The organism is Nannocystis sp. RBIL2 (assembly GCF_026626745.1).
Lineage (GTDB): Bacteria > Myxococcota_A > Polyangia > Nannocystales > Nannocystaceae > Nannocystis.
The window spans coordinates 2533470-2546128 of record NZ_JAPNJW010000002.1; the positions used below are offsets into that span (position 1 = coordinate 2533470).

Consider the following 12659-nt stretch of genomic DNA (forward strand, 5'->3'; position numbering starts at 1 on the left):
CGCACCATGCTCCTGAGAGCATGCTCGTTCAGACATGTCCTTCATGCCAGCACCTCGTCGGGCAGCTCGTTGACGTCGTCCTCGCCGCGCGGCAGCGCGTCGGCGCACAGCGTCCCGAGGGCTTGCAGGTGCGGCGCCAGCTCGGTCGCGCGGGCGCCCGCCGCGACGGCGGCCTGCAGACCTGCGACGGCCTGCTCCCAGGGCGCGCGCGGGACCTCGCGGCGGACCCCGACGTCGGCCAGGACCACCGCGGCCCGCTCGGTCAGCGACAGGTACAGGAACACACCGGTGCGCGCGCGCGTCTCCATGACCCCGTGGTCGAGGAAGCCGGCCTTGGCCGCGCGCAGCACCGCCTCGTCGCGCCAGGCCCGCGGCGTCAGCCCGCGCGCGAGCGCGTGGCTGTGGCGGACCAGCCAGCCCGCCGCCAGCCCGACCAGCAGCGGGTCGACGAGGAACCAGTGCAGCCCGAACTCCGGCTCCCCATACAGCAGGAACGCCAGAGTCAGCGCCGCCGCCAGCCCGCCGACCAGCGCCGGCACGTGGGCGTAGCGGTCGGACGCAGGCCGCACCGCGATCACCAGCTCGGCGGCGGTGCCCGCCTCGAACGCCTCGATCGCCCGGCGCAGCGCGCCCTTCCCGTCGTCGGCGAAGAACCCGGCCATCGTCAGCCTCCTCCGTGGCGCAGCTCGAACACGTAATCGGTGTCGTAGCAGCGGACCAGCAATTGATCTGTCCGCAGGAACAGGTAGTCCGGCCCGCTCTTCACGCGCGTCTTGCTCACTGTCTTGCCGGTCACGGCGTCGAGCACGTACAGGTGCCCGGGCTCGGCACCCGCACCGTAGCCGCTGAAGACGTGGCCGCGGTGGACCACGAAGTCGGCCGCGTTGGCCACCAGCGGGGCGCTGCGCCACAGCAGCGCGCCGCTGCCGAGGTCGAGCGCGGTGATGAACGCGTTGCCGCCTTTGGCCTCGGCGTGGTGGGCGTGGCCGACCAGCAGCACCGAGCCGGCCAGCGCGGCCCAGGTCGCGCGCTGGGCCGTGAACGCCCGCTCGCCGGCCGGCGTCCCGGGCGGGTGGGCGTAGGCCTCGAAGTCGAACAGCGCCACGATCTCCGCGTCGTCCTCGCGCTGGACCGCGACGAACCGGCCGCCCGAGTAATCTGTCCCATAGAACAGGATGTTGAAGCCGTCCTGGCGGATCGCCTGGACCAGCAGGTACTTGCCGAACGTCGGCGGGATCGACGGCGGCAGCGTCCCCGGCTCGCCGCGCATCGGGTTCGGCACCTCGTACTCGGGCAGCGCCAGGCCGTTGCGGGTCAGCCACTCGCTGTCGTCGCCGATCCCGTTGGGGCGCTCCGACACCAGCGTCAGCATCGGCTGCGGCCCCGACTCGATCGGCGCCGGTTGTTTCAGCGTGTACGCCCACGGCGGGGCCGGCAGCACGGTCGCCGCGCGGCCTGCGAATTGCTCGCCCGCTCGCGACTGCGCGGCCAGCAGCGCCTCGGTCGCCGCGTCGTACAGCGCCTGCGTCGCCAGGTTGCCCGGCGCCTCGTCGAGCACCTCGGCGAAGGCCTGGCGCGCCAGGTCGTGGCGACCGCCGTCCATCGCCGCGACCCCCTGCGCGCGCCGCAGCGCCAGCGCCGGGGGCAGGGCCTCGTCGCCGGTCGTCACCACCTGTCCCGAAAGACCGGTCGCCGCACCGCCCCGAGCACCGCCGCCAGGGCCCGCCGGATGGGCCGCCGTCGCCCCGGCCGGCGCCTGCGACGAATCGCCGCGGCGACAGGCCGCGAGGACGATCACGAGCGCGGAGGCGCTCCAGAGGCGAGCCGGGCGTCGCACTGGTCGCACTGTAGCGCAACCTCCCGCGTGACAGTCCCGCCGCGACCACCTATCGTCCCCGCGTGACCTCTCGTCGGCTCTTTTTCGCGTGCGCGCTGGCGGCCGGGTGCGGCGACGCCGGCAGCCCCAGCAGTGGCGGCACCGACAGCACCGGTTCGGTCGCCGAGATCGACGGCACCATGGTCGACCTCGTCAAGCCACAGGCGTGGGTGCAGCTCGGGGCCGATGCCGACCCGCTGCGCGACCACCGACCGGCCAGCGTCGAGTGCCCGCTCGGCGTCGGCTGGCTGGTCGAGGTCACCGGCTTCGAGGTCAACACGGGTGGTTGCAACTACGGCGCGTTCACGCAGCCGTCGCTCCGCGAGATCGTGCCCGGCGCGCAGATCTCGCTCAACCTCTATCACTTCGACCTCGTCGCCGCCGAGCCCGCGACCGCGCACGCCGTGATCATGGCGGGCGACCACGTGCTGCTCGAGCGCGAGGTCGAAATTCCGGGCAAGGCCATGGTCCACGACGTCGACCTCGTCGCCGACTTCGCGCTCGCGGCCGGTGAGCCGGTGGTGTTCCACCTGCACAACCACGGGCAGAACACGTGGACCCTCGCCAGCATCCAGGTCGAGGTCGAGGACCCCTGAAACGGCCTGGGTGAGGCGCAGGGCGGCCCCGCAGCGAACGGTCCGCGCATAGCGGTCCCGTGACCTTTCGTTCCGTGACAATTCGTCGCCGCTGAAGTACCCCTCGATCTCGCGGGCCCAGGCCCGTGAGAGGTCGACGACCGATGCATTCTCCGAAGATGTGCGGACCCGCGGCGGTCCTGTTGGCGTGCGTGACGACGATCGGCTGCAGCGATCCGGGCCCGGGCCTCGCCAGCGCCAGCGAGACCGCGGACGCCAGCACCGATACCACCACGGCCGGCACCGCCGGCACCGCCGGCACCGACGCGCCGACCACCACCGACGCGGCCGAGGCCGAGCCGGTCACGTGGCATCAGGACATCGCCCCGATCTTTGTGCAGAAGTGCAGCGGCTGCCACAGCGACGCCGGCATCGCCCCGTTCTCCCTGGCCAGCTACGAGACCGCCCAGCCGTTCGCCACCGCGGCCCTCGACGCGGTCGAGCGCGGCACCATGCCACCGTTTTTGGCCGACGAGACCGACGACTGTCAGCCGCGGTTCGGCTGGCAGGACGACCCGCGGCTCAGCGACGACGAGCTCGAGCTGCTGCGCGCGTGGGTCGATCAAGGCGCCCCGGAGGGCGATCCGGCCACCGCCGCGCCGCTGCCCGAGCCGCCCGAGGTCGAGCTGACCGACGCCGACGTGCGCGTCCAGATCCCCACCCCCGTGTCGATCGACGGCGACAAGGACCTGTTCCTCTGCTTCAGCGTCGACCCCGGCTTCGAGGACGACACCTGGATCGACGCCGTCCAGATCAGCGCCGGCAACCCGCAGGTCGTGCACCACGTGCTCGCCTACGTCGACGAGAGCGGCGCCTCGGCCGACAAGGTCAACGAGGACGGCTACTACCCCTGCTTCGGCGGCCCCGGCATCAACACCGCCAACCTGATCGCCGCCTGGGCCCCGGGCATGACCCCGTTCGAGATGCCGCCGAAGGTCGCCTCGCGGGTCGTCGCCGGCTCGCGCATCGTCATGCAGGTCCACTACCACCCGACGGGCAAGCCCGAGCTCGACAGCGCTACCTCGCTCGACCTGCGGATCCACGACACCGTCCCCGAGTACGTCGGCATGCTGGCGCTGATCGGCAACAGCGAGGGCCCGCAGCTGTTGCCGAGCGAGCACGACGACAACGGCTACCCCGAGTTCCGAATCCCCGCCGGCGTGGAGAACCACGTCGAGCAGATGCTGTTCAAGCTCAACGACGTCCCGCCGCTGCGCGTGTTCGCCGTCGGCACGCACATGCACTACGTCGGCACCGACATGCTGATCGGCCTGCAGCGCCCCAGCCCCGACGACGGCGAGCCGGCCAGCGAGTGCCTGCTGCAGACCCCCGGCTGGGACTTCAACTGGCAGCGCACCTACAGCTACGACGCCCCGCTCGACGCCGTCCCGCGGTTCGACGCCGGCGACGCGCTGTACCTGCGCTGCACCTACAACAACAGCATGTCGAACCCGTTCGTCGTCCAGGCGCTGGCCGAGCAGGGCCTGGGCGCCCCGAAGGACGTCCGGCTCGGCGAGGAGACCCTCGACGAGATGTGCCTCGCGGTGGTCGGCATCGCCATCGCCCTCAAGGACGCGATCTGAGCCGCCGGTCCCCGAGGACAGGTTTTCTTTAACACCTGCTCTCGGGGACATGCTCCTTCGGACAGACTTTTTCGGACATGTCCCTTCGGGCCTGTCCTTAGGGTCTACAGTTCTAGTCGAGCGCGCCGAGCTCCGGCGCGACGCTGCGGGCCGAATCGATCGCCCCGGGCTTGACCTTGCCGGGCTTCGGCGACTCGGGCTCGGGCGTGTCGCTCTCACGCCACACGCAGCCGAACACCCGCGTGGTCGCCCGCGCCGCCTCGGCCGCGGCCGCGCACTCGTCGTCGAGCGCCGACGTCAGCTTGGGATCGGCCTTGGCCGCCAGCCAGAGCGCCAGCTGGGCCTGCAGCGCCCGCGTGTGTGCGTCGCGGTCGTGGCTCGGCACCTTGTCGGCGATGCAGGCCCGGTAGCGCTCGGCGTAGGCGTCGCAGGCGGCGACGTCGATCTTGCCGTCGGCGGCGGCGACCGGCGGCGCGGCTTCGGGCGCGGGGGGTGGAGTCTCGGGCACCGCGGCGAGGGTCGGCGGCACCACTTCGGGCGCGGGCGCGGGCGGCGGAGCGGGCTTCGTCTCCGGCTGCGGCGCGGGCTCCGGCGCGGCGCAGGCGAAGAACCACGGCAACAACCACATTCCGCCGATCAAGGTGCAGGGGCGCGAGAGCGACATCGATCCTCCAGGTCGATCCGAGCAACGCCCGGGCGACGGCCTTGAGTTTCACGCGGATCGCAGGAAGATGAGAAGGAAGATCGCCGCTCGCCCGCGCGTAGCCAGATCGGCCCCCGTCACCCGCGCGTAGCCACGCGCACCTCGGCTTCGCATGCCCCGCCTCGTCCTCGTCCTCGCCCTCGCTTGCTCGACCTTGACCGTCCCCGCAGTCGCGGACGCGTGTGGCAACAGCGTGATGGCCAGCCTCTACCGCCGGGTCCACAAGGCCGAGGCGGCCCTCGACGCCGGCAAGTACCAGCGAGCCGCTCGCCTCGCCCGCGCCGAGCTGGCCAGGCAGGAAGGCGCGCGGCACGGCGACAAGGCGCTGGAGCGCCGGGCCCGGCGGGTCCTCGCCCTCGCCGTCGTGCGCAGCGGCGGCGATGTCCGCGTCGAAGAGCGCGGCCGCGGCGACCTGCTGGACGAGCAGCCCGCGATCTCGTGGGCCATCACCGCGTTGAGGCAGGTCCGCGACGACGCCATCGCCGCCCACCCCGACTGCGCCCTCGAGCCCGCCCGCTGCTCTGCCGACCTCGTGCCCTCGTCCGCCGGCGAGCTCGCCGAGGCGCTCGCGCGCAGCCCCGACCTCCGCGGCGAGGCCCTGGCCACCCTCGGCCGCCTCGCCGAGGCCGACCTCATGCCCGGCCCCGACGCCTGGGCCGCCCTCGCCCGCCTGCGCGGCGAGCAGGGCGACGCCGCCGGCCGCGAGGCCGCCATCCTCCGTTGCCGTCAGATGGCGGGCCACGGCCCCCGCTGCGGCGCCCTGTGAAGCTTCCCCTTGGTTCCTGTCCTTTTCACCATGTCCTCGAGGTCCGCCATGTCCCGACTCGCCCTCGCCCTGTCCCTGGCCGTCACCGCCGCAATCGTCGGCCCTCCGAACCGCGCCGACGCCTGCGGCAACAGCGTGCGCCGGCTCGTCGACAGCGGTCAGGAGTACGTCCAGAAGGCCGACCTCCTGCTCGCCAAGGGCCAGCACCGCAAGGCGGTGAGCACGATCCGCGAGGCCTTCGGCGACAAGGCGCTCGCCGCCGACATGAAGGGTCCCGGCGCGCACCTCCACCGTCGGGCCCAGCGGATCCTCGCCCTCGCGGTCGCGCGCAGCGGCGGCGACATTGCGATCGGCATGGGCCTCGGCGGCGCCTCGAAGAGCCGCAAGGACGCCGCGATCGCCTGGGCCGTGCTCACGCTGCGGCTGCAGGCCGACGCCCCCGCGCAGACCGCCGATCTCGCCGAGGCCCTCGCTCGCCAGGCCAGCGGCCGCGCCGAGGCCCACGACCTGCTCAAGGGCCTCGCCGACGGCGACCTCATGCCGACCGCCGAGGGCTGGGCCCTCCTCGCCGAGCTCAGCAAGGAGCGCGGCGACGTCGAGACCAGCAAGCGGGCCGTCGAGCGCTGCATGAAGACGTACGCCCGCCACGTGAAGTGCGACGTCACCGAGCAGACGTGACGCGCCCCATGCTCCGCCCCGCCGTCGCGGCTGCTGCTGTCTTTTCACTTATGTCCTGCGGGACAGGTCGCAAAGACCCTGTCCCCCGCGACATCCAGGCCGCTCCGCCCCCTGCGATCCCGCAAGTCGCGCTGGAGCCGGCCGCCGACCCGGCCGCAGTCGCGCGCGGCCAGGCGCTGATCGATCGCTTCGAGTGCGTGCGCTGCCACGACCTGCCCGGGCGCGAGCCGGCCCCGCTCGAGAAGCACTGCGTGCGCTGCCACCAGGACATCCTCGCCGGCCAGTTCCCGGCCCCCGCCGAGACCTTGCGCGAGTGGCAGGGCCACATCACCCACCTCACCGACGTGCCCGCCCTGCGCGGCCTCGACCGCTTCCGCCGGGCCTGGCTGGCCGGGTGGCTGCACGCCCCGCACGACCTGCGACCGGGCCTCGACTCGACCATGCCGCGCCTGGCTCTCGGGACAGCCAAAGCCGCCGACCTCGCCGCCGCGCTGATCCCCGACGCCGAGCTCGCCGCCCCTCCGACCGGCGAGCTCGCCCGCGGCCGCGCCCTGTTCGGCGACAAGTCCTGCGCCCTCTGTCACCGCTTCAGCGGCGCGCCGAACATCGCCCCATCCGCCAGGCTGCCGGTCCCGCTCGACGACGCCCAGCTGCAGCGCGGCCTGGCGCAGGCCCCCGACCTCCGGTTCACGCGCGAGCGCATGCGTCCTGCCGCGCTCGTCGCCTGGTTGCTCGATCCGCCGCGGCACAAGCCCGGCACCCCGATGCCGAAGATCCCGCTCGACGAGGCCGACGCGCGGGCGCTGGCCGCCTACCTCACCGACGTCCCGCTCGACCCCCTCCCCGCGCCCAAGCCCGTGCAGCGCCTGCCGATCCTCGAGCGCCGCGTCACCTGGGCCGAGGTCGAGGCCAAAATCTTTAAAAGGACCTGCTGGCACTGCCACTCCGATCCGGATTACGCGCGGGGCGACGGCGGTCCGGGCAACAGCGGCGGCTACGGCTTCACCCCGCGGCGGCTCGACCTCGCCTCGTACACCGGGATCTCCTCCGGCAGCGTCGGCGACGACGGCAAGCGGCGCAGCGTGTTCGCGCCGCTGCCCGACGGCACCCCGCGGATCGTCGCCCACATGCTCGCGCGCCACGCCGAGGTCGAGGGCGCCGCGCCGGAGCTGCGCGGCATGCCGCTCGGCCTCACCCCGGTGCCGCTGGCCGACATCCAGCTGGTCGACACCTGGATCGCCCAGGGCCGCCCGCAGTGAAATGTCTCAAGGGACATATCCTTACAAACATGTTCAAAAAACCATCTTAGAACATCCTCGCGCGCCCGGTCGCGCCCGCGCCGCCTCCTCGCCAACACCAGCGCGACCGGAGCTGCACGCCGCCGCCTGCCGCGCACCGCGAGCGCGCCGCCGGAGGGAGCGCGCTCACATCGGCGTCAGAACTCCGCTCCACGGCCTGCTGCGTCGGCGCGGCGACGGCCTCGCGCTTTCACGGGCGACGGTCGTCATGTAGCGTGCCGCCATGCGCCTCAGCTACCACCAGCTCGTCGATCGCGTCCGCGCCCGCGTCTCCGGGGTCACCGCCGCCGAGCTCGCGGTGCGGCGCGCTCAGCCTGGCGATCCCAGCGTCGTCCTCGACGTGCGCGAGCCGGAAGAGTTCGCGGGCACCGGCACCCTCGCCGGCGCCTTGCACGTCCCGCGCGGACTCGTCGAGAAGCTCGCCGCCGACATCTTGCCCGACCTCGACGCCGCGATCGTCATCGTCTGCGCCTCCGGCCACCGCGCCGTGCTCGTCGCCGACGCCTTGCAGCTGCTGGGCTACAGCCGCGTGCAGTACCTCGAGGGCGGTCTGCTCGCCTGGCAGGGCGCCGGTCTCCCGCTCGCGCCCGCCTCCTGCGCCCGCGCCTCCGCGGCCGCCTGCGCCCGCACCCCGACCTGGGCCGACATCCGCGCCGCCTTCCCGATCGTCGGCCGCCAGGTCCCCGTCATGGGCGAGGGCGAGCGGGCCCTCCTCTACCTCGATCACGCCGCCTCCACCCACGCCCCGGAGCCCGTGCTCGATCGCTACGCCCGCTTCATGGCCGGCGAGTACGCCAACATCCACCGCGGCAACCACCTCCTCTCGCGCAAGGCCACCGAGCACTTCGACGAGTGTTACTACGTCGTCTCCGACTTCATCGGCGGCGACCTCGAGCGCGACTGCGTCGTCTTCCTCGGCAACACCACCCAGGCCGTCGACCTCGCCGCTCACGTCATGGCCGCGCTGCCCGGCAAGGTCGTCGTCACCGAGCTCGAGCACCACTCGAACGACCTCCCGCACCGCAACCGCGGCCCCGTCCTGCGCGCCCGGATCACCCCCGACGGTCGCCTCGACATGGACCACCTGGCCCAGCTCTTGCGGCAGAACCAGGTCAAGCTCGTGGCCGTCACCGGCGCCAGCAACGTCACCGGCTGGATGCCCGACATCCACGCGATCGCCCGCCTCGCCCACGAGCACGGCGCGCTGATCCTCGTCGACGCCGCCCAGCTGCTCGCGCACCAGCGCATCGACGTGAAACCGGCCGGCGACCCCGAGCACCTCGACTTCGTCGCCGCCGCCGGGCACAAGGCCTATGCCCCGTTCGGCGCCGCCTTCCTTTATGGTCCGCGCGGCATCATGGACGCCGCCCCGCCCTACCTGCCCGGCGGCGGCACTGCCTCGCGCGTCGGCCCGCACAGCGTCGAGTACGTCCGATCGCCCGACCGCCACCAGGGCGGCACGCCCAACATCGGCGGCGTGCTCGCCCTCGCCGAGGCGCTGCGCTTCCTCGACGGCATCGGCATGGCCCACGTCCGCCAGCACGAGCTCGCGCTGACGCGGCGGGCCATGGCCGGCATGAAGGCCCTCGGCGTCACCCTCTACGGCCCCGACGAGCCCGACGCGCGCCTCGGCGTCCTCAGCTTCAACGTCGCCGGCGTCTCCGATCCGCTGGCCGCCGCGGTGCTCAGCGAGGAGCGCGGGATCGCCGTCCGCAACGGCCGCTTCTGCGCCCACGTCCACGTCGACCGCCTGCTCGCCAGCCAGGGCGGCGCCACCCCCGAGCCCGGCAGCGCGCCTGGGGCCGTGCGCGCCTCGTTCGGCCTCTACAACGACGAGGCCGACGTCGATCGCCTGATCGAGGCCGTGGCTGTCCTTCGGGACAGGCGATGGGTCGGCCGCTACCGCGTCCGCGCCGCCGGCGTCACCGCCGAGTTCGCCGGCCGCTGCAACGATCGCTGGATGGAGGCCGACGCCCCGAGCCCGCCGGCCCACGTCGACACCGACCCGGGCGCCGCCATGCTGTTCGCCCAGCTCAACCCGAGCGGCCCCACGCGCTCATACCTGGTCGCCGACCGCCGCAGCGGCGCCGCCATGCTGGTCGACCCGCGGCGCGACCAGGTCGACCGCTACCTCGCCGAGCTGCAGCGCCACGGCCTCCGCCTCGAGCTCGTCCTCGACACCCACACCCACGGCGACCACCTCTCCGGCGCCAAGCGGCTCAAGGACCTGCTCGGCTGCGAGATCGCCATGCACCGGGCCGCCGCTGCCCCGTGCGTCGATCGGCCGCTCGAAGACGGCGACACCATCACCCTCGGCGACCTCGCCCTCGAGGTGTGGCACACCCCCGGCCACACCCCTGACTCGCTGTGCCTGCTCCTGCCCGACCGCGTCCTCACCGGCGACACTCTGTGGCTCGGCGGCACCGGCGGCTGCGACCTCGGCGGCGATCCGGCCGCCCTCGCCGCCAGCCTGCTGCGCCTGCGCGGCCTGCCTGCGCACACCGAGGTGTGGCCGCTGCACGACCTCGACGGCCGCGGACGCGCCACGATCGGCGAGGAGGCCGGGCAAAACCCGTTCCTCCAGGGCGACCTCGGCCAGCTGCGCGCCCGCCTGGCGCCGAACCGCGGCGAGGCCTCGGCGGTCAGCCGGGCCAACGCCGCCTGCCAGACATGACCGGACGGACATGCCCCTCGGGCCATGTCTGCCAGGACATGCCCCTCGGCACATGCCCCGAGAGACACCCGCTCACAGCGCCGCGATCTCGGCCCCCAGGCACCACGCGCCGTGGGGATCGATCTCGGGCGAGAACAGGTTGACGTCGCGCAGGCCGGCCTCGTCGCAGGCGTCGGAGCCGAAGTAGCTCTGCTGCGGCGACGGCAGCGACGACGGGTCGGCGCCGATGCCGATCGTCGACTTCGCGTCGCCGCCGACGAAGCCGACGCAGAAGCGCCCGGTCTCGATCACCGGCTGCTGCGGCTCCGAGATCTCCAGCGACCCTGAGCTCACGGGCAGCCCGAGCGACTCGGACGTATAGAGCACCTCCTGGAGGTCGGCCGAGCGGACCTGGAAGCGCACCCGGGCCTGCCCGGACGCTGCCACCAGGGTGTAGTCGATGCGCCGCACCCGGTACGGCGGCGGGACCGGGGCGTCGAAGCACTCGGCCCCGCGGATCTCGCCGTCGATCCCGTTCCAGATGTCGCCGGCCCCGTAGCACCACAGCGGCTCGACGCAGTTGGCCGGCTGGTAATGGTGCAGCTCGGCGGTCGACGGCGCGCCGGTGGTCGCCGTCGGGTCGCCTGTGCTCAGGGCGATCGTCGTGCCGGTGCTGGTGTCCTCGCCGTCGAGCACGCCGGTGGTCGCCGGGCCGGTGCTCGTGCTGGTGTCCGTCGTCGTCGTCGTGCCCGGGCTCGTGCTCGTGCCCGTCGTCGTCGCCGGCTCCGCGGTCGAGGCCGGCAGCAGGGGTTCGCCCGTCGATCCGGTCACGCCGTCGTAGGCCGGGTTCTCGGTCAGGCACCCGCCCAGGGCCATCAGGCACCCTGCCAGCCGCGCGCGTCCGCCCCGAAGCCCCATCATCCCCACTGTACCACGTTCCACGCGCGCCGGCCGGTCCCCCCATACATGTCCCAAAGTTCATGCGACCCTACCGAGCCGACCCGCCCTCGCTCGCACCCGCCCGCACGTCGTGGGCTATCGTCGGCGCGATGCGGACGTTTCGCCTCGCTCTCGGCTGCCTCCTCGCGCTCTCGGCGGCTTGCGCCGACCGCGGGCGCGAGCCGACCGGTTCGCCGCCCGCGATCGGCGACCGCGACGGCGACGAAATCACCGCCGCCGGTCCCACGCTCGCGCTCGGCGTCGGCCACACCTGCGCTTTGCAAGGCGGCGAGGTCTACTGCTGGGGCTACGGCGCCCACGGCCAGCTCGGCCTCGGCGACCGCCGCGATCGCAGCGAGCCCACGCGTGTGCCGGGGCTCGCCGACGTCGTCGCCCTCGCCGCCGGCACCTGGCACACCTGCGCCCTCCGGCGCGGCGGCGACGTCCTCTGCTGGGGCGACGGCTCGCTCGGCCAGGTCGGCGACGGCGCTCTCGGCACGCGCCCGCGCCCGAGCCCGGTCGCCGGCCTGCGGGCCCGGGCGATCGCCGCCGGCGGCTCCCACACCTGTGCGATCGACCATGTCCGAAAGGTCCTGTGCTGGGGCTCCAACTACCGCGGCGAGTCGGGCGACGGTAGGGCCGCCCTCGCGCGGCCGACCGCGGTCCCTGGCGTCCCCGCGGCCGACGCCGTCGTCGTCGGCGACCCGTACGCATGCGCCCTCGCCGGCGGCGACGTGACCTGCTGGGGCGCCGATCCGCTGCGCGACGGCCACGACACCGCCGCCACGGAGCTGCCCGCGCTGGCCGGCGCCGTCCGCCTCGCCGCTGGCAGCGATCACCTGTGCGCCGTCGGCCGCGACGATCGCGTCCTGTGCATCGGGACAGGTTCCGAAGGACAGCTCGGAGACGGCCAGCCGCCAGCCCCGGGGCCGGCGCACAGCCCTCACGGGATCGCCACGCCGCGACCGCGCGCCGCCACGACGCCGACGTCGCCGTCCGCGGGCTCGACGACGCGGTCGCGCTCGCGGCCGGTCGACTCCACACCTGCGCCCTGCGGCGCGGCGGCGACGTCGTGTGCTGGGGCGACGGAATGCTCGGTCAGCTCGGCGACGGCTCGCGGGCCGATCGCGCGGCGCCGACCCGCGTGCCCGACCTCGGCCCCGCGCGCGCGCTCGCGGCGGGCGAGGACGCGACCTGTGCGATCGGACAGGCCAGGCGCGTTTACTGCTGGGGCGACGGCGCCGGCGCAGGCGGTCGATTCGCGCCTGAGCTCGTCGGCGACGCGCCTGCCGATGTGCTCGCCGTCGGCGCGCAGAGTGCGTGCAGCGGCGACGGAGAGCGCGTCGTGTGTCGCGGCGCGGGGCTGTCACCGCAGCCTCGCGCGTGGGACGTCGTCACCACGCCCCGCGCGATTCCGCTGCCATGAACTCGCCTTCAGTGCGGCGCTGCCGCGGCGAAATCACCGTGGCTCGCGCGCTTGAAAGCCGCGTCGTCGCCGGGCGATAGTCGTGATCGGCTCGACTTCTTC

11 protein-coding genes are annotated in these 12659 nt (G+C 73.7%); 7 read left to right on the forward strand and 4 right to left on the reverse strand.

Translation table 11 applies throughout. The annotated features are described in order from the left end of the window. Positions 1-41 precede the first annotated feature (41 nt). The gene (locus tag OV090_RS35155) at positions 42-662 is read right to left on the reverse strand and encodes a hypothetical protein (protein WP_267709077.1); all 621 of its coding nucleotides are present in this window, start codon (positions 660-662) and stop codon (positions 42-44) included. 2 nt (positions 663-664) lie between these two features. Then, positions 665-1837 (reverse strand): hypothetical protein, encoded by a 1173-nt coding sequence (locus tag OV090_RS35160; protein WP_267709078.1) that lies wholly within the window; start codon positions 1835-1837, stop codon positions 665-667. Between the two features lie 62 nt (positions 1838-1899). On the opposite strand from OV090_RS35160, the gene OV090_RS35165 reads away from it, so the two are divergent. Together OV090_RS35165 and OV090_RS35170 are read left to right on the forward strand one after the other, a co-directional pair. Next, positions 1900-2472, forward strand: coding sequence for a hypothetical protein (locus OV090_RS35165; RefSeq protein ID WP_267709079.1), 573 nt, complete (start codon positions 1900-1902; stop codon positions 2470-2472). Positions 2473-2615: 143 nt separating this feature from the next. Continuing rightward, the gene (locus OV090_RS35170; protein ID WP_267709080.1) at positions 2616-4094 is read left to right on the forward strand and encodes a hypothetical protein; all 1479 of its coding nucleotides are present in this window, start codon (positions 2616-2618) and stop codon (positions 4092-4094) included. Between the two features lie 112 nt (positions 4095-4206). On the opposite strand, the gene OV090_RS35175 is transcribed toward OV090_RS35170, so the two are convergent. After that, positions 4207-4758, reverse strand: coding sequence for a hypothetical protein (locus OV090_RS35175; protein WP_267709081.1), 552 nt, complete (start codon positions 4756-4758; stop codon positions 4207-4209). 151 nt (positions 4759-4909) lie between these two features. Between OV090_RS35175 and OV090_RS35180 the strand changes: the two genes are divergently transcribed. From OV090_RS35180 to OV090_RS35195, 4 genes are all read left to right on the forward strand, one after another. After that, positions 4910-5563 carry a hypothetical protein gene (locus OV090_RS35180; protein WP_267709082.1) on the forward strand — a complete coding sequence of 218 codons (654 nt, stop codon included), beginning with the start codon at positions 4910-4912 and terminating at the stop codon, positions 5561-5563. A 30-nt stretch (positions 5564-5593) separates the two neighbouring features. Beyond that, positions 5594-6241 carry a hypothetical protein gene (locus tag OV090_RS35185; protein WP_267709083.1) on the forward strand — a complete coding sequence of 216 codons (648 nt, stop codon included), beginning with the start codon at positions 5594-5596 and terminating at the stop codon, positions 6239-6241. A 50-nt stretch (positions 6242-6291) separates the two neighbouring features. Then, on the forward strand, positions 6292-7500 hold the full coding sequence (locus tag OV090_RS35190) for a cytochrome c (RefSeq protein ID WP_267709084.1): 1209 nt from the start codon (positions 6292-6294) through the stop codon (positions 7498-7500). 262 nt (positions 7501-7762) lie between these two features. Next, entirely contained in the window at positions 7763-10213 is a 2451-nt protein-coding gene (locus tag OV090_RS35195) for an aminotransferase class V-fold PLP-dependent enzyme (protein WP_267709085.1), read from the forward strand. 72 nt (positions 10214-10285) lie between these two features. Here the strand turns inward: OV090_RS35195 and OV090_RS35200 are convergent, their stop codons facing one another. After that, complete coding sequence (locus OV090_RS35200; RefSeq protein ID WP_267709086.1) at positions 10286-11068, reverse strand: hypothetical protein; 783 nt, start codon at positions 11066-11068, stop codon at positions 10286-10288. A 173-nt stretch (positions 11069-11241) separates the two neighbouring features. On the opposite strand from OV090_RS35200, the gene OV090_RS35205 reads away from it, so the two are divergent. Beyond that, positions 11242-12612: a hypothetical protein gene (locus OV090_RS35205; protein ID WP_267709087.1), complete on the forward strand. Its 1371-nt coding sequence runs from the start codon at positions 11242-11244 to the stop codon at positions 12610-12612. The last annotated feature ends 47 nt before the right edge of the window (positions 12613-12659 follow it).

Excerpts from the sequence above, each read along its gene's own strand:
- OV090_RS35205 (WP_267709087.1), top strand. The coding sequence starts at position 11,242 with ATGCGGACGTTTCGCCTCGCTCTCGGCTGCCTCCTCGCGCTCTCGGCG.
- OV090_RS35200 (WP_267709086.1), bottom strand. The coding sequence starts at position 11,068 with ATGGCCCTGGGCGGGTGCCTGACCGAGAACCCGGCCTACGACGGCGTG.
- OV090_RS35180 (WP_267709082.1), top strand. The coding sequence starts at position 4,910 with ATGCCCCGCCTCGTCCTCGTCCTCGCCCTCGCTTGCTCGACCTTGACC.
- OV090_RS35170 (WP_267709080.1), top strand. The coding sequence starts at position 2,616 with ATGCATTCTCCGAAGATGTGCGGACCCGCGGCGGTCCTGTTGGCGTGC.
- OV090_RS35185 (WP_267709083.1), top strand. The coding sequence starts at position 5,594 with ATGTCCTCGAGGTCCGCCATGTCCCGACTCGCCCTCGCCCTGTCCCTG.
- OV090_RS35190 (WP_267709084.1), top strand. The coding sequence starts at position 6,292 with ATGTCCTGCGGGACAGGTCGCAAAGACCCTGTCCCCCGCGACATCCAG.
- OV090_RS35175 (WP_267709081.1), bottom strand. The coding sequence starts at position 4,758 with ATGTCGCTCTCGCGCCCCTGCACCTTGATCGGCGGAATGTGGTTGTTG.
- OV090_RS35195 (WP_267709085.1), top strand. The coding sequence starts at position 7,763 with ATGCGCCTCAGCTACCACCAGCTCGTCGATCGCGTCCGCGCCCGCGTC.
- OV090_RS35155 (WP_267709077.1), bottom strand. The coding sequence starts at position 662 with ATGGCCGGGTTCTTCGCCGACGACGGGAAGGGCGCGCTGCGCCGGGCG.